Source organism: Pseudomonas saudiphocaensis (assembly GCF_000756775.1).
Classification (GTDB): domain Bacteria; phylum Pseudomonadota; class Gammaproteobacteria; order Pseudomonadales; family Pseudomonadaceae; genus Stutzerimonas; species Stutzerimonas saudiphocaensis.
This window is the reverse complement of sequence record NZ_CCSF01000001.1, coordinates 3,238,471-3,264,491: the sequence shown is the minus strand read 5'-3', so window position 1 is coordinate 3,264,491 and position 26,021 is coordinate 3,238,471. Positions and strand designations below refer to the sequence as shown.

The 26,021-nt window shown below is 61.6% G+C and carries 19 protein-coding genes and 1 pseudogene; 14 read left to right on the top strand and 6 right to left on the bottom strand.

Annotated elements, in window-relative coordinates; genetic code table 11:
• Positions 1-183 precede the first annotated feature (183 nt).
• The 6 genes and pseudogenes from BN1079_RS15170 (at position 184) to cynS (ending at position 9,504) form a co-directional block, all read left to right on the top strand.
• Positions 184-1,416 carry an exonuclease SbcCD subunit D C-terminal domain-containing protein gene (locus BN1079_RS15170; RefSeq protein ID WP_037025910.1) on the top strand — a complete coding sequence of 411 codons (1,233 nt, stop codon included), beginning with the start codon at positions 184-186 and terminating at the stop codon, positions 1,414-1,416.
• Entirely contained in the window at positions 1,413-5,051 is a 3,639-nt protein-coding gene (locus BN1079_RS15165; protein WP_037025908.1) for an AAA family ATPase, read from the top strand. Before BN1079_RS15170 ends, BN1079_RS15165 begins: the two co-directional genes overlap by 4 nt.
• A gap of 151 nt (positions 5,052-5,202) precedes the next feature.
• Complete coding sequence (locus BN1079_RS15160; RefSeq protein ID WP_037025907.1) at positions 5,203-6,597, top strand: aspartate aminotransferase family protein; 1,395 nt, start codon at positions 5,203-5,205, stop codon at positions 6,595-6,597.
• 158 nt (positions 6,598-6,755) lie between these two features.
• Positions 6,756-8,147 carry a glutamine synthetase family protein gene (locus tag BN1079_RS15155; protein ID WP_037025905.1) on the top strand — a complete coding sequence of 464 codons (1,392 nt, stop codon included), beginning with the start codon at positions 6,756-6,758 and terminating at the stop codon, positions 8,145-8,147.
• Positions 8,148-8,216: 69 nt separating this feature from the next.
• Positions 8,217-8,977, top strand: a pseudogene (locus BN1079_RS15150) (phytanoyl-CoA dioxygenase family protein).
• Between the two features lie 77 nt (positions 8,978-9,054).
• The gene (gene cynS, locus BN1079_RS15145; RefSeq protein ID WP_037025904.1) at positions 9,055-9,504 is read left to right on the top strand and encodes a cyanase; all 450 of its coding nucleotides are present in this window, start codon (positions 9,055-9,057) and stop codon (positions 9,502-9,504) included.
• On the opposite strand, the gene BN1079_RS15140 is transcribed toward cynS, so the two are convergent.
• From BN1079_RS15140 to BN1079_RS15130, 3 genes are all read right to left on the bottom strand, one after another.
• Positions 9,498-10,055, bottom strand: a complete 558-nt coding sequence (locus BN1079_RS15140) for an ankyrin repeat domain-containing protein (RefSeq protein ID WP_037025902.1) — start codon at positions 10,053-10,055, stop codon at positions 9,498-9,500. The two genes, cynS and BN1079_RS15140, sit on opposite strands and share 7 nt — an antisense overlap.
• 74 nt (positions 10,056-10,129) lie before the next feature.
• On the bottom strand, positions 10,130-11,674 hold the full coding sequence (locus BN1079_RS15135) for a catalase (protein WP_037025901.1): 1,545 nt from the start codon (positions 11,672-11,674) through the stop codon (positions 10,130-10,132).
• 258 nt (positions 11,675-11,932) lie between these two features.
• Positions 11,933-12,622, bottom strand: coding sequence for a c-type cytochrome (locus BN1079_RS15130; protein ID WP_037025900.1), 690 nt, complete (start codon positions 12,620-12,622; stop codon positions 11,933-11,935).
• A gap of 229 nt (positions 12,623-12,851) precedes the next feature.
• Between BN1079_RS15130 and BN1079_RS15125 the strand changes: the two genes are divergently transcribed.
• Positions 12,852-13,331 carry an acyl-CoA thioesterase gene (locus tag BN1079_RS15125; protein ID WP_037025899.1) on the top strand — a complete coding sequence of 160 codons (480 nt, stop codon included), beginning with the start codon at positions 12,852-12,854 and terminating at the stop codon, positions 13,329-13,331.
• 98 nt (positions 13,332-13,429) lie between these two features.
• Positions 13,430-13,771 carry a zinc ribbon domain-containing protein YjdM gene (locus BN1079_RS15120; protein ID WP_037025897.1) on the top strand — a complete coding sequence of 114 codons (342 nt, stop codon included), beginning with the start codon at positions 13,430-13,432 and terminating at the stop codon, positions 13,769-13,771.
• Positions 13,772-14,017: 246 nt separating this feature from the next.
• Here BN1079_RS15120 and speA read toward each other — a convergent pair whose 3' ends face one another.
• From speA to thiO, 3 genes are all read right to left on the bottom strand, one after another.
• On the bottom strand, positions 14,018-15,931 hold the full coding sequence (gene speA / locus BN1079_RS15115) for an arginine decarboxylase (protein WP_037025896.1): 1,914 nt from the start codon (positions 15,929-15,931) through the stop codon (positions 14,018-14,020).
• 183 nt (positions 15,932-16,114) lie between these two features.
• Positions 16,115-16,486 (bottom strand): translation initiation factor Sui1, encoded by a 372-nt coding sequence (locus BN1079_RS15110; protein ID WP_037025895.1) that lies wholly within the window; start codon positions 16,484-16,486, stop codon positions 16,115-16,117.
• Positions 16,487-16,942: 456 nt separating this feature from the next.
• Positions 16,943-18,040 (bottom strand): glycine oxidase ThiO, encoded by a 1,098-nt coding sequence (gene thiO, locus BN1079_RS15105; RefSeq protein ID WP_037025893.1) that lies wholly within the window; start codon positions 18,038-18,040, stop codon positions 16,943-16,945.
• 128 nt (positions 18,041-18,168) lie between these two features.
• Here thiO and BN1079_RS17465 point away from each other — a divergent pair, with 128 nt between their 5' ends.
• The 6 genes from BN1079_RS17465 (at position 18,169) to BN1079_RS15075 (ending at position 26,021) form a co-directional block, all read left to right on the top strand.
• Positions 18,169-18,669: a GspH/FimT family pseudopilin gene (locus BN1079_RS17465; protein ID WP_074436862.1), complete on the top strand. Its 501-nt coding sequence runs from the start codon at positions 18,169-18,171 to the stop codon at positions 18,667-18,669.
• Positions 18,670-18,852: 183 nt separating this feature from the next.
• Positions 18,853-19,266: a pilus assembly FimT family protein gene (locus tag BN1079_RS15095; RefSeq protein ID WP_052114495.1), complete on the top strand. Its 414-nt coding sequence runs from the start codon at positions 18,853-18,855 to the stop codon at positions 19,264-19,266.
• Between the two features lie 2 nt (positions 19,267-19,268).
• Positions 19,269-19,799, top strand: a complete 531-nt coding sequence (pilV, locus tag BN1079_RS15090; RefSeq protein WP_037025888.1) for a type IV pilus modification protein PilV — start codon at positions 19,269-19,271, stop codon at positions 19,797-19,799.
• A gap of 2 nt (positions 19,800-19,801) precedes the next feature.
• On the top strand, positions 19,802-20,617 hold the full coding sequence (locus tag BN1079_RS15085) for a PilW family protein (RefSeq protein WP_037025886.1): 816 nt from the start codon (positions 19,802-19,804) through the stop codon (positions 20,615-20,617).
• The gene (locus BN1079_RS17900) at positions 20,614-21,183 is read left to right on the top strand and encodes a pilus assembly PilX family protein (RefSeq protein WP_052114494.1); all 570 of its coding nucleotides are present in this window, start codon (positions 20,614-20,616) and stop codon (positions 21,181-21,183) included. The genes BN1079_RS15085 and BN1079_RS17900 overlap by 4 nt, the downstream gene beginning before the upstream one ends.
• Before the next feature lie 17 nt (positions 21,184-21,200).
• Positions 21,201-26,021 carry a PilC/PilY family type IV pilus protein gene (locus BN1079_RS15075; RefSeq protein WP_052114493.1) on the top strand — a complete coding sequence of 1,607 codons (4,821 nt, stop codon included), beginning with the start codon at positions 21,201-21,203 and terminating at the stop codon, positions 26,019-26,021.

The following is a 26,021-nucleotide window of genomic DNA, read 5'->3' as shown; positions in this document are numbered from 1 at the left end:
CCTGAAGTAAAGACCGCGCACCGCACCAGGAGATTCAAGCCGTTCATCGGCTGTCACACTTTCGCCAGAATTCTGCAACCTTGTGTTCTATGCCCGTGTGAGCCGCGTGTTTGGCCAGCGCCCTTGGGGCTCACCCTATAATGGCCGGCGCCGCCCTCTCCATTCAGTACAGAATTGCTCCCCATGCGCCTGATCCACACCTCCGACTGGCACCTCGGCCAGACCCTCCACGGCCAGGAACGCGACTATGAACACGCGCAGTTCCTGGCCTGGCTGCTCGACCAGCTGGTAGCACACCAGGCGGATGCCCTGCTTATCGCCGGCGATGTCTTCGATACCGTCAACCCGCCGTTGAAAGCCCAGGAGCGGCTCTACGACTTCATCGTCCGCGCCCACGAACGGCTGCCGCAGCTCGACATCGTGATGATCGCCGGCAACCACGATTCCGGCGGGCGCATCGAGCTGCCGGCGCCGCTGATGCGCCGCCTCAATGCCCACGCGGTGGGCCGCATCAGCTGGGTCGCCGAGGGCGAGCTCGATCATCAGCGCCTGTGCGTGCCGCTACACGACTCCCGCGGCCAGGTCGCGGCCTGGTGCCTGACCCTGCCCTTCCTGCGTCCGGCCGAGGTCACCGGTTTCGGCGGCAGCGACGACTACATGGCCGGCATTGCCAGCGTCCACGAGCGGCTGATTGCCGCCGCCCAGGCGCAGCGCCAACCGGGCCAGGCGCTGGTCGCCATGAGCCATGCACACATGGCCGGCGGCGCCGTGTCGGAAGAATCCGAGCGCAACATTGTCATCGGTAACGCCGAGGCGCTGCCGGCCAGCCTGTTTCCCGAGTCGGTCGCCTACGTCGCCCTCGGTCATCTGCACAAGCCACAGCAGGTCGCCGGGCAGGCGCGCATCCGCTACAGCGGCTCGCCGCTGCCGCTGTCCTTCGCCGAGGTGAACTACCCGCATCAGGTGCTGCTGGTGGAGTTCGAGGGCGAGACCTTGAAAGGCGTCGAGAGCCTGCCGGTGCCACGGGCGGTGGAAATGATCCGCATTGGCCGCGCGCCGCTGGCCGAGGTCATCGCGCAGCTGGAAGCCCTGCCGCCCGTGGGGCTGTTCGACGACAACCTGCCCTGGCTGGAAGTACGCGTGCAGCTGGAGGAGCCGCTGCCGGACCTGCGCCAGCGCATCGAGACGGCGATCAGCGGCAAGGCCTGCCGCCTGGTGCGCATCGCCAGCGAATACGCCGGCAAGCGCGGCGAGGCCGAGTCCGAGGTGCTGGTCGGGCTCGACCAGATCAACCCGCAGGAGCTGTTCGCCCGCGCCTGGGAAGAACAGTTCGGCAACCCGCCTGACGAACAGGCGCTGGACGACTTCGCCACGTTGCTGCAACAAGTCGAATTCGACACGGAGGCCGACCAGTGAAGATCCTCGCCATCCGCCTGAAGAACCTCGCCTCGCTGGCCGGCGACCAAGTCATCGACTTTACCGCCGAGCCGCTGGCCAGCGCCGGCCTGTTCGCCATCACCGGCCCGACCGGCGCCGGCAAGAGCACCATCCTCGACGCCCTGTGCCTGGCGCTGTTCGGCAGCACGCCGCGGCTCGATAACGTCTCGCCGCTGAACAAGGTGCCCGACGGCGATGCCGAGATCGGTGGCGGCGACGAGCGCAACCTGCTGCGGCGCGGCTGTGGCAGCGGCTACGCCGAGGTGGATTTCGTCGGTGTCGACGGCCATCGCTACCGCGCCCGCTGGGAGGTCAAGCGCGCCCGCGAGAAGGTCGACGGCCGCCTGCAGGCCAGCAGTCAGAGCCTGCAGGATCTCGACAGCGGCCAGCTGCTGGCCAGCGGCAAGAAACGCGAATTCAAGGAGCTGCTGGAGACCCGCCTGGGTCTCACCCTGGCGCAGTTCACCCGCGCCGTGCTACTGGCCCAGAGCGAGTTTTCCGCCTTTCTCAAGGCCGACGACAACGAGCGCGGCACCCTGCTGGAAAAACTTACCGACACCGGCCTCTACAGCCGCCTCGGCCAGGCTGCCTTCGAGGCCGCCAAGCAGGCGAAGGAAAAACTCACTCAGCTGGAACAGCAGCTCGGCGGCCTGCAGCCGCTGGAACCTGAGGCGCGGCAAGCCTTGGAAGCCCGTTATGACGAGCAGCAAGGCGAGCTGAAAGCCGTCCAGCAACAGCTCAAGGCCCTAGAGCAGCAACGCCAGTGGCTCACCGACCTGACGCGTCTGCAGGCCGAGCGCGATGGCACCCAGGCGCAGCTGCAGGAAGCCGAGGCCGAACATGAAAAGCTGGCCGACGCCCGGCGCATCCTCGCGCTATTCGAGCAGCTTGCGCCAAAGCGTCACCGCTTTATTCGCCAGAACGAGCTGCCGCAATTGTTGACCGGGGTCGAAGAAACCCTGGCCCGGCATCAGGCAGCCGGCGAGCGTCTGCAGGAACAGCTCGGCAGTCTCGAGCTGAAACAGCAACAGGCCACGACGCAACTGCACACCGCCGAACAGGCGCAACGGGAAGCGGAGCCCCGGCTGGCCCAGGCGCGCCGCGACGAAGACCGCCTGCTCCACTTGCAAACCGACCTTGCACCGATCCGCCGGGAAGCCGAACAGATTCAGGCTGCCAGCAACGAGGCGGCGTCCAGACTGCAACAACTCCAGGCGCGACAGCAGCACGGCGCGCAGCAACTTCAGGAGCTGGCCACGCAGCTGGACACCAGCGCCGCCCTGCAACCTCTGTGCGCAGCCTGGAACGGTTACCGTCCTCGTCTCCAACAAGCGGTGCAGCTGGCCGCGCGCCTGCAACAGGGACGTGCGGAACTGCCGGGGCTGGAGCAACGCGCCCAGGCCACCGAAACCGAGCAGAACACGGCACGCACCGCGCTCGATGAGCTGCAGGCCCAGATCGGCGGCGAAGTGAGCGAGCAGCTCAGCCGGCTAAACCAGCAGCTGGAACAGTGGCGGCAGGCCGAACGCGATACCGAAGCGCTGCTTAGCACCTGGAGCAGTCAGCAGAGCCTGCTTGCGCGCCAGACCGAGCTGCACAAGGAATCCGGCCGCCTGCAGGCCGAACAGGAACAACTGATACCGGCCGGTAAGCAGGCCCGCAGCGAGCGCGACGCAGCGGAACAGGCGCTCAAGCTCACTCTGGAGCTGCTCGAGCGCCAACGCCTGGCCCGCAGTGAAAACGTCGAAGCCTTGCGCGCCGCCCTGGTACCCGGCGAGCCCTGTCCGGTCTGTGGCAGTGGCGAGCACCCCTGGCATCAGGCCGACGCACTGCTGGCCGCACTCCATCAGCAGGATGAAAGCGAAGTCGAGCGTGCCCGTCAGGCGCTGCAGGCCCAGGATCAGCGCCTGCAGGAACTGCGTGACCGCCATACCGAACTCAGCACCAACCTCAAGCAGGTCCAGCTGCGCCAGACGGAGACGGCCGCCGAGCTGGATGCGTTGCGGCCGACGCTGGAGGCGTCAGCGCTGTATGCCGACCTGATCAGGCAGCCGGAAGCCGAGCGCACGCAATGGCTGACCGGCGAACTGGACAGGCTCCGGACCCAGATCGCCAGCGCCAGCCAGTCACAGGCTCATCTGCTGACGCTGCAGCAACGCGGCGAATCCTTGCGAAACGCCTGGCAAACCGCTCAGGACCAGGCCCGGGAGGCCGCTCAGCAACTGGCGCAGCAACGCGACGCCCTGGCCCGCGATAGCCAACGGCTGGAAGACGAGCTGACCGACTTCGCCGAGCTGCTACCCGGCGAGCGACTCAGTCGCTGGCGCGAGAACCCGGCTCACAGCTTCATGGCGCTGGACAGCGAAATCGCCACCCGCCAGCAGCAGTTGCAGGCCCAGGCCGAGCTGACCGACGAGCAGCGCCATCTCGAAAAGGAAATGGAAGTCGCTCTGCGCGACCAGCACAACCTGCTGGACCAGCAGAAGGCCTGCGCCACACGTCTTGCCGAACGCGAAAGTCAGCTGGAAGCCTGTCGACAGAGCCTGCGCAGCAACCTGGGCGAGCAGACCAGCGCCGGAGACTGGCAGCAGCAACTGGACGCGGCACTGCAGCTGGCCCGCCAGCAGCAGACGGATATCCAGCACCAGCTCAACGAGACCCGGATCGAACTGACCCGCCTCACCAGCGAGCAGCAGGGCTGCAGCGAGCGCCGCGAAGAATTGCTGCGCGAGCGCGACGCCCTGGCCGAGGAACTCAACGCCTGGCGCGCTGCGCACCCGGAACTGGACGACGCCTCCTTCGCACAACTGCTGCACATGGATGACGGTCTGCTCGACGAGGCGCGTCAGCGCCTGCAGCAGAACACCGAAGCCCTGACCCGCTGCCGCGAGCGTCTGGAAGGTTGTAGCCAGCGGCTAGCTGACCATCAGGCCCGGTATCCCGACGCGCCGGACGCCGAAGCGCTGGCGCAGCAACACACCGCGCAGTTGGCCAGCTGTGAACAGGCCGAGCGAAGCTGCACGGAAACCCGCGCCGCGCTGCTGGAGGACGACCGCCGTCGACAGCAGAGCCAGGCCCTGCTAACCGAGATCGAGGCGGCACGGGCCGAGCATCAGCGCTGGGGCCGCATCGCCGCGCTGATCGGCTCCAGCGATGGCGGCGCCTTCCGCAAGATCGCCCAGGCCTACAACCTCGACTTGCTGGTGCAACACGCCAACGTCCAGCTGCGTCAGCTGGCGCGCCGCTATCGCCTCAAGCGCGGCGGCAGCCCGCTGGGGCTGCTGGTGCTGGACACCGAGATGGGCGACGAGCTGCGCTCGGTGCATTCGCTGTCGGGCGGCGAAACCTTCCTCGTCTCGCTGGCCCTGGCGCTGGGCCTGGCCTCCATGGCCTCGAGCAAGCTGCGGATCGAATCGCTGTTTATCGATGAGGGCTTCGGCAGCCTCGACCCCGAGTCGCTGCAGATCGCCATGGACGCGCTGGATTCGCTACAGGCCCAGGGGCGCAAGGTGGCGGTCATCAGCCACGTGGCGGAGATGCATGAGCGCATTCCGGTGCAGATTCAGGTGCAGCGCCAGGGCAACGGGCAGAGCGGGCTAAAGATCGTCGGCTGAGCCCAGCCGCTCGCCTTTCTCTCGCCAACAGGCGCATCCAGGCCAGCATCTGTGCACCGGCTCTGGTGCGCCTGTCGGCCTGAAAACTCCGATTGACTTTGCCGCGTCCGCGCTTCGAATATGTGCAAAAAAATTGACGAGGCGTTCAACCATGAGCTCCAGCGGCATCGCCGAACAGGCCGTTACTCTCTTCACCCAGCGCGAGCGTGAGCGCTTCCTCACCGCCAATCCCCGTTCGGCCGAGCTGGCTGAGCGTGCCCGCCAATCCCTGTTCGCCGGCGTCCCCATGCACTGGATGAGCGACTGGTCGACCCCGGTGCCGCTGTTCGTCGAAAGCGCCCAGGGTGCGCGCTTCCGCGATGTCGACGGGCACGACTACGTGGACTTCTGCCTGGGCGACACCGGCAGCATGTTCGGCCATTCCCCGGCGCCCATCGCCGCCGCGCTGGCGGAACAGGCCGGGCGCGGGCTGACCACCATGCTGCCGGGCGAGGATGCGGTGATCTGCGGCGAGCTACTCAGCGAACGCTTCGGCCTGCCCTTCTGGCAAGTGGCGACCACCGCCACCGACGCCAACCGTTTCGTCATCCGCTGGGCCCGCGCCATCACCGGCCGCAAGATGCTGCTGGTGATCGATGGCTGCTATCACGGCACCGTCGATGACACCCTGGTGCGCCACCGCCAGGGCACCACGGTGCACCGCGCCGGGCTTATCGGCCAGGCCCGCAACCTGGCCAAGACCTGCCGCGCCGTGCCCTTCAATGACCTTGCCGCGCTGGAGGCGGCGCTGGCCCCCGGCGACATCGCCGCGCTGCTGATGGAGCCGGCCATGACCAACATCGGCATGGTCCTGCCTGAGCCCGGTTACCTGGAAAAGGTCCGCGAGCTGACCCGCCGCTACGGCACCCTGCTGATCATCGACGAGACCCACACCATTTCCACCGGCCCCGGCGGCTGCACCCGCGCCTGGAACCTCGAGCCGGACTTCCTGACCCTGGGCAAACCGGTGGCCGGCGGCGTGCCGGCATCGGTCTATGGCTGCACCGCGGAAATGGCCCAGGCCATGCAGATCGCCCGCGAGCACGCCAGCGAGATGAGCGGCGGCCACGGCCACAGCGGCATGGGCACCACGCTGTCGGCCAACGCGCTGGCCATGCACTGCATGCGTGCCAACCTCGAACAGGTGATGACCGACGCCGCCTACGCGCACATGCTGCCGCTGGCCGCGCGCCTCGCCGCCGGCCTGCGCGAGCTGATCTCGCGCCATGGGCTCGCCTGGTCGGTGAGCGAACTGGGCGCGCGCTGCGAATTCCAGTTCTGCGCCACCCCGCCGAAGACCGGCGCAGAGGCTGAAGCGGCCTTCCACGATAGCCTGCAGATGGCGCTGCACCTGTACCTGATCAACCGCGGCATCCTCATCACGCCATTCCACAACATGACGCTGTGCTGCCCGGACACCACGGCAGAGGATGTCGACCGTTTGATCGCCACCCTCGACGAAGCCCTGGAAACGCTCTTGGCGATTCCCGGCGTTCGCCTGAGCTGACCTTACCGAAACCTGCACGAGCGACGACCATGGCCCGTTACCCGTCCGGCATCGCCCCCGGCGCATTCTGAGACCAGCAGGCGCCTGCCACGCGCCCTTCCCCCTTTATCGAATGCCCAGCGGCAGGCCGCGCGCTGCCGCCCGACGAGAGAACTGCCATGACCTTCGCTCCCCCTGAAGAAGCCGACGCCTTCCTTGCCGCCCACCCGGACGTGCAGCGCATCGAGCTGTTCATCATCGACCCCTGCGGCGTGCCCCGCGGCAAGCTGCTGCACCGCGACGAGCTGCGCGCCATCTACACCGACGGTCGCCCGCTGCCGAGCAGCATCCTCGGCCTGACCATCCGCGGCGAGGATGTCGACGCCACCGGCCTGGTCTGGGACGTGGCCGACGCCGACTGCTGGGCCTTTCCCCTGGCCGGCAGCCTGCAGCTGCAACCCTGGCGCGAGCCGGCCACCGCCCAGGTGCAGGTCTCCATGGACCCGCTGCGCGGGCTGCCAGCCAGCGTGGCCGACCCGCGCCATGTGCTGGCCCGCACCGTCGAGAAACTCCAGACGAGTGGCTACCACCCGGTGATGGCCGCCGAGCTGGAGTTCTACCTGCTCGATGCGCGCCCCGATGCTGCCGGCCGGCCGCAGCCCGCCGCGTTCGCCAATGGCGAGCGCCCGCAAGCGCCACAGGTCTACGGCGTGCTGGAGCTGGAGCGCCTCGATCCCTTCCTCGATGACCTGTACCGCGGCTGTGAACACCTGGGGCTGCCGGTGCGCACGGCGATTTCCGAATACGCGCCGGGCCAGGTGGAGATCACCCTGCAGCATCGCCCGGACGTGCTCCAGGCGATGGACGAAGCCGTGCGCTACAAGCGCCTGGTGCGCGGCGTGGCCTGGCGTCACGGGATGCAGGCCTGCTTCATGGCCAAGCCCTTCGCCGAACACGCCGGCAGCGGCCTGCACCTGCATGCCAGCCTGGCCGATGCCGAAGGTCGCAACCTGTTCGCCTGCAGCATCGAGGAGCTGCAGCGTGATGACGCCAACGGCGCCGCCGCCCTGCTGCGCCACGGCATCGCCGGCCTGCTCGACAGCCTGGAGGACGGCCTTGCGGTGTTCTGCCCCAACGCCAACTCCTATCGCCGCTTCCAGGCCAACAGCTATGCGCCGCTGGCACGCAACTGGGGGATCAACAACCGCACCGTGTCGATGCGCGTACCCGGCGGCCCGGACGCCAGCCGCCACGTCGAGCACCGCATCTGCGGCGCCGACGCCAATCCTTATCTGGCCGCCGCGCTGGTGCTGGAAGGCCTGCACAAGGGCATCACCAGCCAGCTCGAGCCTGGCGCTCCCGTGACTGGCAACGGCTATGCACAGGGCGGCACGGGCATCAGCTGCGACTGGCTGCAAGCCTTGCGCACGCTTGACCAATCATCCTGGGCACGCGAGGCGCTCGGCGACGACTTCCACCGGGTGTACCTGGCCATCAAGCACGAGGAATACCGGCAATTCATGGGCGAGGTGGGCGAGCAGGACTGGCGCTGGTATCTGGGCCACGCCTAGCAAGGCGCCGCGGCAACGCCAGCGTGGCCTGAGGCTCAAAGGGAATGGATTCCGCCCAGGGCACGCACGATGATCGAACACGCAGCTACTCGGGAACGCCTCGCCGCGCTCCATCATGACGGCTTTGTCTTGTTGCCCGGCGTGCTGACCGCACCGCGAATCACCGAACTGCGCAGCGCTATCGACCGGCTGACTCCGGTCGGGCTGGATTACCAGGGCCTGCTGGATGATCACTACAAGTGCGTGTTCAATCGGGATCCGTTCTGGCTGGCCTTCCTCGACCTGCCCTGCGTGATCGAACTGGCCGAGGCGGCACTGGGGGCGGACTGCCACATCATCGGCCAGACCGCCTGGCGTAGCCGGCCGGGCTTTATCGGTGGCGACCTGCATGCGGACTATCTGGCGATTGAATTGCCCGAGCAGCTGCTGGCCGACCCCGGCCTCGAACTGCCCATGCAGGTGTGCACCGCGCACCTGCATCTGGACGACATCGACGCCGACCTCTGCCCCACCCGGGTGATTCCTGGCAGCCACCGCGCCGGACGCAAGCCGCGCCTTGGCGAGACCGCCTGGCACGGTCGCGAACCGGAACCGGTACTGTGCCGGGCCGGCGACATGCTGTTCTTTCGCAGCGACCTCTGGCACTCCGGCAGCCGCAACCGTACGACCGATCGCAGTCGCTACCTGCTGCAGGTCCACTACGGCCGGCGCATGGTGGCGCAGAAGTCTCGCCCTACCTGGCATTCACCTTCAACCCTGTCGTACTGGCGGCGGCGACCCCGCGCCAGCGCCGGCTGCTGGGTGAACACGAGCCGGCCGAATACGACTGACTGGCACGGCCCCTGCAACGGAACGATCAACGAGGCCGCGCCGGGCGGCCTCGACACCCGACCCGAGAGGTAGAGCCATGATTACCAGCCGCGACCAGGTAACCGATATGATCATCGCCACGAAAGTGCGCAAGGGCCTGAAATGGGCCCACGCCGCCGAAGCCATTGGCATGTCCAAGGAATGGACCACCGCCGGCTGCCTGGGCCAGATGACCTTCGACAAGGCTCAGGCCGAGGCGCTGGGCAAGCTGTTCGAATTGCCCGACGAGGCGATCGCCTGGCTGCAGATCGTGCCCTATAAGGGGTCACTGCCCACCGCCGTGCCCACCGATCCGCTGATCTATCGCTGGTATGAACTGGTGAACGTCTACGGCACCACCATCAAGGAGCTGATCCACGAGGAATTCGGCGACGGCATCATGAGCGCCATCGACTTCTCCATGGATATTCAGCGCGAGCCAGACCACAAGGGCGATCGCGTCAACGTGGTGCTCTCGGGCAAGTTCCTGCCCTACAAGAGTTACTGAGCCGCGGGAGCGGTACGGATTTCGCCGCGCGCCAGGCTCTCCACGCTGTTGCCTAGAGGATCGGTGGCGGAAAGATCGGCGCCGCGCTCGCGCAGGGCTTCCAGTAACTCACCGCGCTGGAACAGCGCGGCGTACATCGCCGGCGTCTGCCCGGCGGCGTTGCGCTGGTCGGGGTTGCATTCGGTGGCCAGCAGGCGCTTGGCGATGCGCAGCTCGCCCTTGAAGATCGCGCCCATCAGCGCGGTGTTGCCGCGCTTGTCTTCGGCGCAGGCATCGGCGCCGGCGGCGAGCAGGCGCTCCACGGTGTCGGCGTGGCCGTTGTAGGCGGCGAGGATCAGCGCCGTGTAGCCCTTGTCGTCAGCGGCGTTCAGGTCGAACCCCGCCTGAATGAATTCGTCGAGCATCTCGTTATCGCCGAAGCGTGCGGCGTTGAAGAAATAGTCACGCAGTTGTGCCTGAATCTGCTCGGCCTCCGCTGCCGCAGGCTCGTTCTGAGCCAACGCCAGGTTGCTACCGAGGCACAGGGCGAACAGAAGGAAAACAGCTTTCATCGCGTCTCTCCGTTACGAAAAGCCCGCGACCTGGGTCGCGGGCTGTGAGCCGGTTGCGTGGACCGGCCGGTGCATCAGTCTTCCAGTTCGGCTGCCAGCGCCTTGACCTTGCTCAGGTCGCCCTTGGCCACCTTGGTCAGACCCTCGCCGTACTTGGCGTCAGCCTTGTAGAAGTACGACAGCAGGTGATGGCGCGCCTCGGCGTCGGTCTTGGCCAGTTCGCCACCCAGGGTGTTGATCAGGTCCTTCTGCTCCTTGGCAGTGAAGGAACGGAACAACTCGCCGGTCTGCTTGAAGTTCTGCGTGCGGTAGATCGGCGCCTGCTGCGTGGTGCCCGAGAGCGCCAGCTGGCTGTACATGCCGCGCGGTTCTTCCTCACGGTTCATGCGACGGCTCGGCTGGTAGTTCACGCTGACAGTGGTGTTGCCGCTGTTCAGCTGACCATCCTGATTGCCGTTGTTGACCGGCACCTTCGGCTGGTTGATCGGCAGGCTCATGTGGTTAGCACCGATGCGGTACATCTGGGTATCGGCGTAGGAGAACAGACGGCCCTGCAGCAGACGGTCCTCGGAAGGCTCGATGCCCGGCACGATGTTAGACGGTGCCATGGCGACCTGCTCGGTCTCCTGGAACACGTTGTCCGGGTTCTTGTTCAGCACCATGGTGCCGATCTTCTTCGAGGGCACCATGTCTTCAGGCCAGATCTTGGTGGCATCCAGCGGATCGAACTCGAACTTGGCCAGTTCTTCCGACTTGACCACCTGCAGGTACAGGTCCCACTTCGGGTAGTCGCCCTTGTCGATGGCGGTGATCAGGTCGCGGGTCATGTGACTGTAGTCACGGCCCTGCACTTGCTGGACTTCTTTCGGGTCGAGGTTCTTCACGCCCTGCTTGGTCTTCCAGTTGAACTTGACGTAGTGCACCTGGCCTTCGTCGTTGACCAGCTTGTAGGCGTGCACGCTGCTGCCGTCCATGAAGCGGTAGCCAGCCGGCGTGCCGTAGTTGGAGTACAGGCGGGTCAGGGTCTGGATCGACTCGGGGTGGTAGGACAGGAAGTCCATCCGGCGGCTGTCGTCATCCAGGTTGGTGCGCGGGTCGGTCTTGAACGCGTGGACCATGTCCGGGAACTTGATGGCGTCGCGGATGAAGAAGGTCGGGAAGTTGTTGCCGACCAGGTCCCAGTTGCCATCAGCGGTGTAGAACTTGGTAGCGAAGCCGCGCGGGTCACGCAGGGTTTCCGGCGAGTGGCTGTTGTTGGTCACGCTGGAGAAGCGAACGAACACCGGCGAGGTCGTGCCCTTCTCGAAGACCTTGGCGATGGTCAGGTCGGAGATATCGGCGGTGGCGGTGAATTCACCGTGGGCACCGGTACCGCGGGCGTGAACCACGCGCTCCGGCACGCGCTCGCGATCGAAGCGCTGGAGTTTCTGCAGCAGCTGTACGTCTTGCAGCAGAACCGGGCCGTTCGGACCAGCCGTCTGGGAGTTCTGGTTGTTGCCGACCGGCGCGCCGTTATCGCGGGTCAGCGGAGCGGCATGGGCAGACAGCGCAAGGAGGCTCGCGGAAATAACGCCGAGCGTCAGGCGCGCCGGCGTGGAGCCGAAAGTACTACGGGACATGGTGATTCCTCTTCGATTTCTTGGAGCGCTTGTGGCGCACCGCGAAGCCTAAGCGGAGCGGCTGACCCTAACCCAATTGCATAAGCCAAACACGCTGATAGAGAAAACCAGCTTCATCACTTCCCGAAAACCCGCTATCTAGACGCATCGAGCGGTGACGCTAGCCACAGCGTCTTGGTCGTCGAGGGTTCGAAGTGGGGCCCTCACGCCAGATAAGTCGCGTCGCTGTGCATGCTGAATCCGGCGCAGATCAGAAGGCTACTGAGTCGCCGTCTGCTGTATTCGAGCAAGGCTCGCCTGCTCTTGGCGAGGGGTCAGCTGCAGGCGCGACAGATAGGCCGCCAGTGCTTCGATGTCCGCCTCGGACAGCTGACTGGCAATCCCGACCATTACCGAGCCGGCGCGCGCCGGATCGTTATTGCGGAAGCGAGTGAGGGCCTTACGGATATATTCGCCAGGCTGGCCGGCCAGACGCGGCATCGTCTCCATACCCTGCGCCTGCTGGCCGTGACAGCCCACGCAGGTGCGCTTGAACAGGGCCGCACCCTGACTGCTCAGTGCCGGGTCGTCGCTTGCGGTGCTGCTCGGCAGCACTTTCTGCTGGCTGAAATAGACCGCAATATTGACCCGATCCTCCATGGTCAGATTCTTCGCCAGGTTCGACATCACATAGTCGATACGCTCGCCTCGGGCGAACTGCTCGAAGGCATGGAACAGGTAGATGGGGTTCTGCGACGCCAGGTTGGGAATGTGTGGGCGTTTGCTGTTGCCGTTCTCGCCATGGCAATAACCGCAAAATATCGCACGCTCACGTCCTGCCTCGTATGCCTGCTGGCGCCTCTGCTCGTCGGCCATCAGGTAGGTGAAGCGCTTCATCGCCTCATCGTTTTCGTTGGCACAGGCGAAAGCAGCGAAGCAGCTCAGCAAAAGACAGACGAAGATGCGCATGTGGTAGTCCATAACCGTGGGAACGATGCTGCTGCAGGCAGCGTGGTGGGCAGCGAATATAAATTGCGCAAGCGCACCGAAAAGTGGCACAAGTCAATAAACCCCTTCATTACCGCCCTTGGCGGCTTCACCACCACGTCAAAATCGTCTTCCCTGCGACAACAAGTCACACAAGCGGCTCGTATTCGACTAAAGTAGCACCCCCTTCGCCTGTATGAGTTGCAACAAAATGTTTGATGGAAACGCCGAACTAACCATGACCGTACTGATGACCCCGGACAAGGCCAACTTTTCCGGCAACGTACATGGCGGCACCCTGTTGAAGTATCTCGACGAAGTGGCTTACGCCTGCGCCAGCCGTTACGCCGGTGAGTATGTGGTTACGCTCTCGGTCGACCAGGTCACTTTCCGCCAGCCGATCCATGTCGGTGAGCTGGTGACCTTCCTGGCATCGGTCAACTACACCGGCACCAGTTCGATGGAAATCGGCATCAAGGTCACCACCGAAGACATTCGGCAGAAGACCGTCCGCCACACCAATAGCTGCTTCTTCACCATGGTTGCCGTTGGCGAAGATGGCCGACCGACCAGCGTGCCGCCCTTGCAGCCTCAAACCCCGGAGCAAAAGCGCCGCTTCGCCCAAGCCCAGCAGCGCCGGCAGATTCGCCGCGAACTGGAAGAGCGTTACCTCGCGATCAGGAACGCCTGAACCGGTAGAACGGGGCAGCTACCCAGCAGCCGCGCCCAAAGTGGCAAAGACCTTATACAATAGACGGCCTTTTCGCTTCATCAAGACGAGGTTATGCCGTGAGCTCTTTGCCACCCTGCCCCAAATGCGCGTCCGAATACACCTATGAGGACGGTCCGCTGCTGGTCTGCCCCGAGTGCGCCCATGAGTGGTCCGCCAACGCACCGGAGGCCTCTTCCGACGATGAGCGGGTTATCAAGGACTCGGTCGGTAACCTGCTTCAGGACGGCGATACCGTCACCGTGATCAAGGACCTGAAGGTCAAGGGCTCTTCGTCCGTGGTCAAGGTCGGCACCAAGGTGAAGAACATCCGCCTGTGCGACGGCGACCACGACATCGACTGCAAGATCGACGGCATCGGCGCCATGAAACTGAAGTCCGAGTTTGTGCGTAAGGTCTGACACGAGAAGCTTCGCCCGAGCGCGGGGCTCCTACAAAAGCCAAAGCCCCGCATCATTGCACTCTGTAGGAGCTGCGACCCCGCAGCGAATGCAAGCGCCAGCTTGCCTGCTGACTGACGGTGCCGATGCAAGCGCATGTACACCTTCAGGCTAAAAGCTTCGCCCCGAGGGCGGGGCTCCTACACAAGCAAAGCAGCCCGGCAGCCCATATCTCGTCATCTTGGGAGATCAGGGGAAGCGGCGTTATCAGGGCGTGAGATACGACGAACGCGTCAGCCCCAGACGCAGGGCGTCGATATACTGCGCGCGCTCCCTGGCGCTAAGACGGGCACTGGAAACCTTGTCGCGGTAGTGAGTCATCAGCTCCTCGGGCGAGAGGTGCACGTATCGCAGCATGTCCTCGATGGTGTCGTGGGTTTCGATGCCGGCGTGGTAGTAGCTGCCATCCTCACGCTGGTAGACGTTCACCGAATCGGTGTCGCCGAACAGGTTGTGCATGTCGCCGAGGATTTCCTGATAGGCGCCGACCAGGAACACGCCGAGAAAATACTCCTCCCCCGCCTGGATCTCATGCACGGGCATGCTGTTCTCGATGCTCTGCTCATCCACGTAGTGCCTGATCTTGCCGTCCGAGTCACAGGTCAGGTCCTGCAGCACCGCGCGCCGCACCGGCTCTTCCGACAGCCGTTGTAGCGGCACGATAGGCAGAATCTGGTCAATGGCCCAGGTGTCGGGCAGGCTCTGAAATACCGAGAAGTTGCAAATGTACTTGTCCGCGAGCTTGTCGTTGAGCTCGTCGAGCACCGCGCGGTGGGAACGCTGGCGGGCCTTGAGCTGGTTGTGCAGACGTCGGCAGATGGCGAAGTAACTCTGCTCGGCCAACGCCTTCTGCGCCAGAGAAAGCTTGCCGGCGGCATATTGCGCCGAGGCCTCGCTTATATAGTGGGTGGCGCGCCAGTAGGTCTCGGTGACCATCTCCGGATCGCTGGGGCCGAGCAGATCCACCAGCGACTGAACGATATCCGGCAGCTCGTCGTAGTTCTCCACCACAGGCGCTTCATCGTTGTGGCGCTCGAAGTCGGTCACCTGCATCACCAATACCGCATGGTGGGCAGTCATCGCCCGGCCGCTCTCGGAGAAGATATGCGGATGCGGCAGCTCCTGGCGATCGCAGAACTCCTTGAGCATCCCTACTACGGTCCCGGCGTACTCATCGATGTCGTAATTGATGGAGCTGGCATTGCGCGAATGGGTGCCGTCGTAATCGACGCCCAGCCCACCGCCTACATCTATATGGTCGACGGGCAGCCCCAGCGCACGCAGTTCGGCGTAGTAGCGGATGGCTTCGCGGAAGCCGGAGCGATAGTCGGCCAGGTTGGCGATTTGCGACCCCATGTGGAAGTGCAGCAACCGCACCCCCTGGTCGATATCCGCGGCGCGGAAGCGCTCGATGACCGTAAGCAGCTGCGCCGCGGACAGACCGAACTTGGATTTCTCACCGCCGGTATCGGCCCACTTGCTCGACGCCAGAGATGACAGACGCACGCGCAGCCCAACCTGAGGCACGACCTTCAGCTCGGCGGCCTCTTCGATCACCAGCTCCACTTCGGACATCTTCTCGATGACGATGAACACGTTGTGCCCGAGCTTCTGCCCCATCAGCGCCAGGCGAATGAATTCGCGGTCCTTGTAACCATTGCAAACGATGGTGCCACCCTTTGGCGCCAGTGCCAGGACGGCCATCAGCTCGGGTTTGGAACCGGCTTCCAGGCCGATGGCCACGTTCTGCGTGGCGATGATGTTCTTGATCACCGCCTCCTGCTGATTGACCTTGATCGGGTACAGCGCGGTGTAGCGTCCCTGATAGTCGAGCCGCTCGATATTGGCATCGAAAGCACCCGTGAGGTGACGCACACGGTCCTGAAGAATTCCCGGGAAACGCACCAGCAAAGGCAGCGTCAGGCCGGCATCCCTGAGTTGTTCGATCAGACCGTTGAACTCGATCGGCTCCCCTTTCGGCCCTTGTGGACGCACCTCGATCTGCCCCGCATCACTGATCGAGAAATAACCCGCACCCCAGTGACGGATGCCATAGACGCTGCGGCTGTCGGCTGCGGTCCACTGGCTGCCATCGTCTTTGCGTGTACGTCGAACGGCCATTCAAGCCTCCTGAAAGTGGGTGTGGAGTTTTGTCAGAGACTTGCGTCTGGACAAGAAGTGAGCGCAACAGATCCGCCTGCACGATGGCTTCCGAGCCGGACCTTGTTTGCGAGCATGGCGCACTCCCCAGATATGCGGGAGTGGCCTGAGCGACGAAGCGCCGTGCGTTAAATTCAGACGCACTCAGCCGCCGGATTTCTTTGCTTTGAATCCGCGCTTTTGCAGCTCATCAAGCAGTAGCTGAACATGATCGCCCTGGATTTCGATGACTCCATCCTTGAGCGCACCGCCCGTGCCGCAACGGCGCTTAAGGGCACTGGCCAACTCCTTTAGCTGATCCCCGGCCAACGGCACGCCGGTGATGGTCGTTACCGTCTTGCCGCCCCGCCCCTTGCTCTCGCGACGTACGCGGGCAATGCCATCCCCTTCGGGAGTCGGCGCTTTGTTGCAGATGCAGGCATCCACTGGTTGGCTGCAACCAGGGCAGTGCCGACCCGCATCGGTGGAAAACACCAGCCCGCCAAGGCCGGATAAAGAGGTGGTTTTCCTGGCCACACAAGCCTCATGAGCAAAAGAAGAAAACGCCGAAACTATACCCGTCGAACCCGGCTTTATCGACACTGGCAAAGGCCGATTCCGTAGGAGCAAGCCATGCATGCGAACAAGGCTCACACTTCGGCGCGGAATCCTTCACGGGCATGGCCCGTTCCCACGAAGAGCTGACAGGCCACCTGAGGATCATATCGACACCAGCAAACCCCGATCCTGTAGGAGCAGGCCATGCCTGCGAACAAGACCCTCACTTCGGCGCAGAATCACCTCACGGGCATGGCCCGTTCCCACAAAGAGCCGACAGCCCTCTGGAGGATCATATGGACATCAGCAAACCCCGATCCTGTAGGAGCAGGCCATGCCTGCGAACAAGGCTCACACTTCGGCGCGGAATCCTTCACAGGCATGGCCCGTTCCCACCAAAAGCTGACAGCCCAGCCCACCGAAGGATCCAACGAGTTACAGCAACCGCCCCGCCACTGCATAAGGCGCCGGATCGAGCGTCGGCTTGCGCCCCAATATCAAGTCCGTCAGCAACTGACAGGACGCCGGTGCCAGCACCAGCCCGTTACGGAAATGCCCGCAGTTGAGCCAAAGCCCCTTGTAAGCAGGGACCTCTCCTATATAAGGCACACCGTCCGGCGAACCCGGCCGCAGCCCCGCCCAATGCCGCACCACTTCGGCATCGGCCAGCGCCGGCAAAAGCTCGGCGGCCGTAGCACGGAGACTGTCGAGCGCATCTTCGGTTGGAGTCTTGTCGAAGCCGACATCTTCCAGCGTGCTGCCAACCAGCACATGACCGTCCCGCCGCGGGATCGCATAACGCCGCTTGGCCAGCACCATGCTCGGCAGAAAGTCTTCTGCGCATTTGAACAGGATCATCTGGCCTTTCATGGGTTTGACCGGCAACGCCAGCCCCAGCGTAGCCAGCAGCTCGCCGCTCCAGGCGCCGGCAGCGACCACAACACGTTCGCCACGCATCTCTCCCTTCGCGGTTTGAACGCCCAGCACCCGCCCGCCCTCATGCAAAAAGCCCGTTACCGGACAATGTTCCACAATCCGCACATTGGCCATTCCCGCGAGCGCCACACGCAGCGCCCGCAGCAGTCGCGGGTTACGCACATTGGCCACGCCGGGCATGAAAACAGCGTTAGAGAAACCCTCACCTAGTACAGGGACAGCGGCGTGCACCTGCTCCATCGCCACCCGCTGTAGCGGCCGCCCCTGAGCCGAGGCCCAGGTCAGGGCATCTTCCTCATCCTCCAGATCCAGCCAGTAAAGCCCGGTTTCATGCACCTCAGGATCAACCCCTGTATGTGCTCGCAGGCTCTCGCCTAAACCCGGATAGAAATCCTGCGACCAATGCGCCAGCGCCGTTACCGCCGGGCTGTAGCGCCACGGATACAACGGCGAAACAATCCCGCCCCCGGCCCAAGAGGCCTCACTACCCGTCTCGCCCGACTCAAGCAGAACCACTTGCTGGCCGGCATTGGCCAGTTGGTACGCCGAAAGCAGACCGATGATGCCGCCGCCAATGATGATTGTTTCTTGCTTCAAAGATGTCTCCCGAGCTTGCTTCACAGTTCCGGCCGTCGATCCTTGACTACCCAGTCATAAAGTCTCAAATGCGAAAGGCACTGCACGCGCCAGGACGGCGCCGCATCATACTTGCAAGGACCTGCATCATGATGAACCGAAATCAAGGCTTTACGCTTGTCGAATTGATGATCACCCTCGCCGTCCTGGCGATTTTCGCCAACATTGCCGTGCCAGCCTTCGATGGCCTGATCACTCGCAATCGTCAGCAGGCGCTTATGGAGCAGGTTGCAGCGGTTTTGAATAACGCTCGTGCAGAAGCAATCCTGCAACGTCGCACAATTGAGGTATGCGGCAGTAGCGACGGAAAAACTTGCTCAGCTAGCTGGGCCAACGGATGGCTCGTTCGCGCTCCGGACGGTCGAGTAATGCAACTCACCCAACTACCCAGTCATGACGCTCTGCGCTGGAGCGGCTTTCAGCAAAGTATCCGCTTTCACAACAACGGCTCGAGCCCAATCAGCAATGGACGCTTCTACCAATGCCACGAACAAAAAGTGGCTTGGCAATTGGTGCTTAACCGCCAAGGTCGCCTGCGACAGGGAACTCCTGCCGAGAATACAGAGAAAGCCTCGCTTTGCAGCCAATGAGAGCCAGCAGCAAGCGGGGCCTTGCTCCAAAGCATGGTCCGGATCACGCCGACGGGCCTCTATAAAGCTGATAATCCTCTCCGACAGCCGGTCATCCAGACAAACGAACCGGCCATCCCGGCATAACGGACAAAGCCTCCACGCCGACCCATTATCCGCTCAAGAATTTAAACGGAGCGCAACATGTCACGCCGCAGCGACATGCATGGATTCACCCTGGTTGAGCTGATGGTCGCCATTGCCGTACTCGCCATATTCATAGCTATAGCGGTGCCGTCTTTTGGGCGCCTGATCGAAAACAACCGAGTGACAGCAACAGCCAACGAATTTCACTCGCTACTGATCTCCGCCCGTAGCGACGCCGTGACCAAGCGCACCAGCATCGCCGTGACCCAGGGCAACGGTATCTGGAGTAGTGGTGAGCGCACTATCGAAATTCCCGCCAGCGTGAACGTCGCGCCAAGCGTGACCAGCATTACGTTCAACCCAAACGGCACGGCCACGGCATCCAGCACCACCTTTACAAACAGCGACGACAGCCTCTCCTTTACCGTCTCGACCCAGACGGCGGGTTTCGTCAGAAAAGTCCAGGACTGAACATGAACAGAGCACACGGCATCCGCGGCTTCAGCATGATCGAAGTCCTCGTCACCATTCTGCTGATCTGTATCGGCGTACTGGGTTTGGTCGCTCTGCAAGGACGAACCATCGCCTATACCCAGGACTCCGCCCTACGCAACACCGCCGCCATGCTCGCCGACGACCTGCAGGAGCTGATGCGGGCCGACCTCGACAAGGTAATCGCCGATGGCCTGCCGCGGAGCTCATCCGACTATTACAAGGCCAAGAATGCGGATTTTCCTGACCCAGCGGACGACTGTACGTCGCTCGCTAGCGCGAGCGCCCCGGAGCGGCTTGGCTGCTGGGCGGAAAAAGCCAAAGCGACCTTACCGGGTGCGGATGACCTAATGAACAGCGCTTTTCACATTTGCCATACCAAAACCTCTGGCGATTGCGATGGGGATGGTTCCACCATCGAAATCCAGCTCGCTTGGGCGGTCAAGGGCGGGGAATGCCTAGATGATAGCGAGAATGAATATTGCACCTACGCCGTGCGAGTGGAGTTTTAAGCATGAACCCGAAAGCTTCCCAAAAGCAGCGCGGTCTATCGCTAGTCGAGCTGATGGTGGCCATGGCCCTCAGCAGCTTTCTGATCCTCGGAGTCACGCAGATTTATCTGGATAACAAGCGCAACTATCTCTATCAGCAGGGACAAGGCGAGAACCTGGAAAATGGCCGCTTCGCTCTAATGCTGATTGGTGAACGCTTGGCCAAAGCAGGCTACCGGCGCAATCCAGCCCTCACTATGGATGTAGCCTTTCCCTCCCGAACTGTTGACGGTTGCACCTTCGCGGCCGGGCAAACCGTCGTTCGTGTAGATGATTCCACTCTGTGCCTGCGCTACCAACCCAGGGATGAAAACGAGACCAACTGCTTGGGCGACACCTACAGCGGCAGTAGCGATCTCAGCAAGCCTTATGACAGCGACACCACTCTGCCTCATTTCAACACTGACGACATCATGGTCGAGAAAATCGCACTGGCCGACGGTGCTCTCAAATGCAATAGCCAAGAGCTGGTCAGCAACATTGCAGGTCTTCACTTCGATTACGGTGTCAACAGCGATATCTCCCTGTTGAAAGTCAACTCCTACACAACCACCCCAGCCTCCGGCGACATCATTCGCGCCTTGCGCTACTCCACTCTCCTAGTCGCCTCAACCAACAACCTGACCCAAGGCGTCGAGAGCAAGGTTTGCAGCAATCCGAACAACGATGACGAAGTCGGCGACTGGGAAAAGCTCACCGGCCAGACACTCACCTGTGAACCCGGCAAGCTCTACCAAATGGTAAGTAGCAGCTCGACCCTGAGGAACTTGATGCCATGACTGTTTTACCCCACCACCGCCAAGATGGTGCCGTACTGGTCATCGCTCTCGTCATGCTATTGATCGTCACCCTCCTGGGGGTCGGCAGCATGCGAGAAGTCGCGCTGGAAAGCCGTATTACCGGCAATCTGGTTGAGCAAAAGAAATTGCGCAACGCCGCGGAGTCGGCCCAGCGCGAGGCAGAACGGCGCATAGGCCAAGCGGTGACTATCGAAGACTGCTCCGAGTCTACCTCAACAATTCCCTGCTATCAGGGGAGAGCCGAAGACTATGACTACAACTTCGCTGCCACAGAGGACTACAGCGGCCTCGATGGCAAAACCACTTTGGAGCGCGAGGCCCGCTGGTACATCCGCTTCATTGCCGGTCCAGTCAATGCAGGAGGCGGGGGCACGAACGACGGCGGTAATTCCGGCGGCGCCCTCGCGGGCATTGATACCGCCGAATCGGGAAGCAGCTTCTTCTACGAAGTGAATGCTCAGGCCTTCAAAGACGGCGAAGAAGACGACACCTGCACCGGCACCACCCTCTGTCTGACTTCCACCACGTTGCTCATCAAGAAATAAGCCGCCAGGAGACTTTCATGAAACGGATAACACCTTTTGTCTTCGGGGCACTGTTCGGCGTTGCAAGCAGCCTGCCGGCAGCCTGGGCCGACAGCAATTCACTTGTCCAGACCCCTCTTTTTGTAACCAGCTCGGTGCCACCTCTCAACATGCTGGTCATGGGACGTGACCACAAGCTGTATTACGAGGCTTATAACGACGCTTCTGACCTGGACGGCGATGGTGCTCTGGATGTTGGTTTCAAACCAAGCATCACTTATTACGGTTACTTCAACACCGGTGTCTGCTATAGCCATACGAATGGTCGTTTTGAGCCAACCGCAGTAGCCGGTGCCAGCAATACCTGCAGCAACGCTTGGAGCGGCAATTTCCTCAATTACCTAGCAACATCGCGTATGGATGCCCTGCGCAAAGTGCTCTACGGCGGCTACAGGGCTACGGACACAGCCAGCGAGACGGTCCTGCGCGCTGCTTTCATTCCCCAAGACGCTCACAGCTCGGGCAAGGAATACGATCCGATCCGGGATAACTTCAATATTAGCGATTACGCGCCGCTTTCTACACCGGCTGCCGGCTATCGGCATATGTTTGCCGTTACAACACTGAGCAATAACGGGACTCCAATCCTGCGCGTACTCACTAATACTCAATACCGAATCTGGGATTGGGTATCCAAAGAAGGCCCGGTGGCAAGCACTAATTGCGTCGACAACAGTACGTCCTGCACAACCGCAGGCTCAGATAACTGGGCCATCGCGCCCGCCAGTCTTTTCCCTAACGGACTGACAATTACCACGCGGCGAGACAACACCGGGAATCCAGGCGACCAAACCGCGATGAACAATCTGTTCAATGCGACCCATACCACTTGCGGTACTGGTACCGTCACGAGCATCAACACAACCGGTCAGAACAACAACCCTTTTTCAGGAAGCAACGGCTGCGGCCATGACAACTACAACACACTGATAACCGGAACCATGCGGGTGCCCGTCACTGGAACCTACACATTCGGAGTAAATGGTGACGATGCCGTTGATTTCTACGTCGGCTCCACACGCGTTGCTTATTGGTATGGTGGCCACGCTGCCAATAACAACCAACCAGGTGGTACTACCGGCACAATTTCCCTGATCGCAGGCACCGACTACACCGTTAAATTCCGTCATGAGGAAGGTACTGGCGGTGACAGCTGGCAGCTCTACTACAAGGCCCCGAACGCCGCAGCCAGCACAATGACGGACTACGCTCTGAACGTTCTTGCTTGCCCGAGTAACGCCAATCTGCGGGAGGGCAACTGTAAAGCCTATTCCGGAAGCAATGGCAACGTCAGCTACAAACCTACCGGCATCCTGCATGACTTCGGCGAAAATGACTCGATGAAGTTTGGGCTTCTGACCGGTTCCTACGCGAAGAATACAAAAGGCGGCGTACTACGCAGCAACATCGACTCCTTTTCCCGTGAGGTAAACAGCGCTACCGGCCAATTCAACTCTAATGTTACGGACGGCATCGTCGCTACATTAAACAAACTTCGTATCGTTGACTTCAGCTACTCGAATCCCAACTACCAATACACAAACTGCGGCTGGATAGGCGACGTTCCCATCACCCAAAAAGCCGACGGCATGTGCACAATGTGGGGCAACCCACTCGCTGAAATGATGTTCGAAGGTCTACGCTATTTCGCCGGATCGACCTCGGGCTCGTCTGAGTACACATACAGCGGAAATGCTCGGGACACCCAATCGGATCTGACCTTACCTGCACCGGCCTGGGTACCACCTTATACGTCCAAAGCTGCCGGCGGCGGCGGTCAACAAAGCTGCGCTGTCCCGGTCATGACAGTCATTAGCGATATCAACCCCTCATACGATTTCACCTTGCCAGGCAGCCGCTTCAATAGCCAGGGTACAAGTTTCAACCTCCCATCGAAGCTGAGCGCGTTGGACGTTTCAAGCGCAACGGACGCAATTGGCGCCGCCGAAGGCATTCATGGAAAGACATTCTTTATAGGCCAGTCCACAGGGGATAACGCCGACAACGCCCCCACCGCCAAAGTCATCCAGAACCTATCGTGGGCGCGCGGATTGTCCCCCGAGGAACCTAGCAAGCAAGGCACCTATTATTCAGCAGGCATTGCCAAGTTCGCCGCAGAAAATGCCGTAGGCGGTGACAAGGAGATGCTTACCTACTCCATTGCTCTTGCCTCGCCGTTACCGCAGATAAAATTCCCTATCGGCACCGATGGCAGCAAGAACATCACGTTGGTTCCTTTTGCAAAGTCTGTGGGTGGCGGAAGCTATGGCATCTCTCCTACAACTAATTTCCAGCCGACCAACCAGATCGTCGACTACTACGTAGTCACTATCGCCAATACATCCGGCCCTACCGGTGCTGATTATGACGCCAGCGTCAACCAGGGCCGCCCATTCGCGCAGTTCCGCATCAACTACGAAGACGTTGAACAAGGCGCAGACCACGATATGGACGCCATCGTCCTCTATACCTTGTCAGTCGAAGCAGACGGTTCGCTGAAGGTTAAGCTCGACTCAGAATATGCCGCTGGCGGCATTATCCAGCTTATGGGCTACGTTATCTCCGGCACTACCGCTGACGGCATATACCTTGAAGTGCGCGATGTAGATACTACTGATGGAAACCATCCCTACAAACTGAGCACTCCGCCGGGCAAGAGCCCGGGCTGGTGCGCAACCAGGCTAACTTCTGCAGAGTGTAAAGCGCTGCCAACGACTGCAACGCGTACCTTTAGCGCCGCGGCTACTTCCTCCGGAGCGGGGTTCCTTAGGGATCCCCTCTGGTATGCCGCCAAATACGGTATGCCTGATAGAAACCCTGCCGAAGTTACGGGTGATCCTAGCAACTACTTCCTGGTAACCAACGCCCTGACCCTGAAAGACCAGTTGACCAGTGCGTTTAACGACATCATGCAGCGCAACAGCAGCGTCACCTCGCCCACGATCAGCACGGAAGGCAGCAGTACCGATGATGGTACTTTTGCCTACACCACCAGCTTCAATGTGGATCCCTGGAGCGGCACGCTGAAAAAGGTCAACACCGAGAATCCTGGGCAAGCGGAGGGGGAATGGTCTACCGATAAAACGCTTACCGGCTCTGGTCGTAATATAAAGTTCGCCAGGAATGGTTCGTTAGCGTCGTTCAACTGGGACAACCTGAACGAAGCTCAGCAAGCGCTGCTAAACAAAGCCCCGAACGGCACGACCGACACCCTAGGCGAAACACGCACAAACATAATCCGCAGCGCGAAGCTCGGCGATATCGTTAACTCGTCTCCACTACTGGTAGCGGGCGCCAATTACTCCATCAGCAATGCCAACAACCTGGAAGGTAGCGACAGCTACGCAACCTATAGAAGTGAACAGGCAGGCCACTCCACAATCTATGTCGGGGCTAACGATGGCATGCTACATGCGTTTAACGCCAAAACCGGGGAGGAGCGTTTTGCCTTTATTCCCAGTGCCGTAATCAAAAATCTTCCAATACTCACTGCAGAAGACTATGGCAAGGAAGGTGGCACGTCTCACCGGTACTTTGTCGATGGCTCTCCCGTAGCTCGTGACGTGTACTTTAATAACGCATGGCACAAGGTACTACTTGGCAGCCTCGGTGCCGGTGGACGCTCCGTTTTTGCTTTAGATATCACGGATCCAGACAGCCCAGAATTGCTTTGGGAGTTCAGCGACGAAGACGACAGCGACATGGGATATAGCATTCCTACCCCGGGAATCTTCCGTCTGCATACTGGTGACTGGGCTGCTCTCGTACCCAACGGTTACGACAGTGGCAGTAACTCTGCCGTACTGTTCGTGCTCAACATCGAGACTGGCGAGGTCATAAAAAAGCTGACCGCTACGCCAGAACTGGAGGATGGTGAGAGTGTGGACAGCCTGGCCAACGGTCTGTCTCGCCTGATGGGCTTCGATATCAACAACGACGGCATCGTCGATTACGCCTATGCCGGAGACCTGCTGGGCAACCTCTGGCGTTTTGACCTAATTGACACAAGCGCGAACAACCCACTCACAGACGATGCGAATGCAGACGACCTTAAAGTTTCATTTGGAGGTGCACCACTCTACGTGGCCCGCAACGCACAGGGCAAGCGCCAGCCAATCACCGCAGCACCACTGCTGACCAGACACCCTAGCGGCTTGGGCTATATCGTGACTTTCGGCACCGGACGCTACCTGACAATACTCGACAAGAGTAATAGTGATCAGCAGAGCGTATACGGCATCTGGGATCGCAAGACCGCCGGGGAATCCACCAGCAGCTCACTAACTGATAACAAAAGTCGCAGCAACTTGGTGGGGCAGTTCTTCACCGAAACGACCTTCAACGGCAAAAAGGCTTATAGCCTCAGCCAGAACGCCATTGGCTGGTACGATGGCCAAGGAACTGGCGACGGCAACGTTGACAAATGGGGCTGGTTTATCGATCTCCCCGCAAACGGCGAACGCATGGTCTACAACATGCGCATGCTCGGTAACACTCAACTGCTAACCACTATCACCCCAAGTGACGATCCTTGCGAGGCAGGGCTGACCGGCACCGCCTACGGAATCAATTCGACAACTGGGGGCGCCACCCTCTATTCAACATTCGATCTAGATGGCGATGGAGCATATGACGAAGGAATTTCCGGCTTTGTCTTCGACGGCGGCGATTTTAGTATCTCTAGCGGCAGCATCTATGTGAACGACGGCGACGGCGCAAGTGGCGTCGAGGATTACGGCGTGAACGCCGGCCTAACAGAAGGTCGCCAAACCTGGCGCCAACTGCCAACCAAGGAGTGA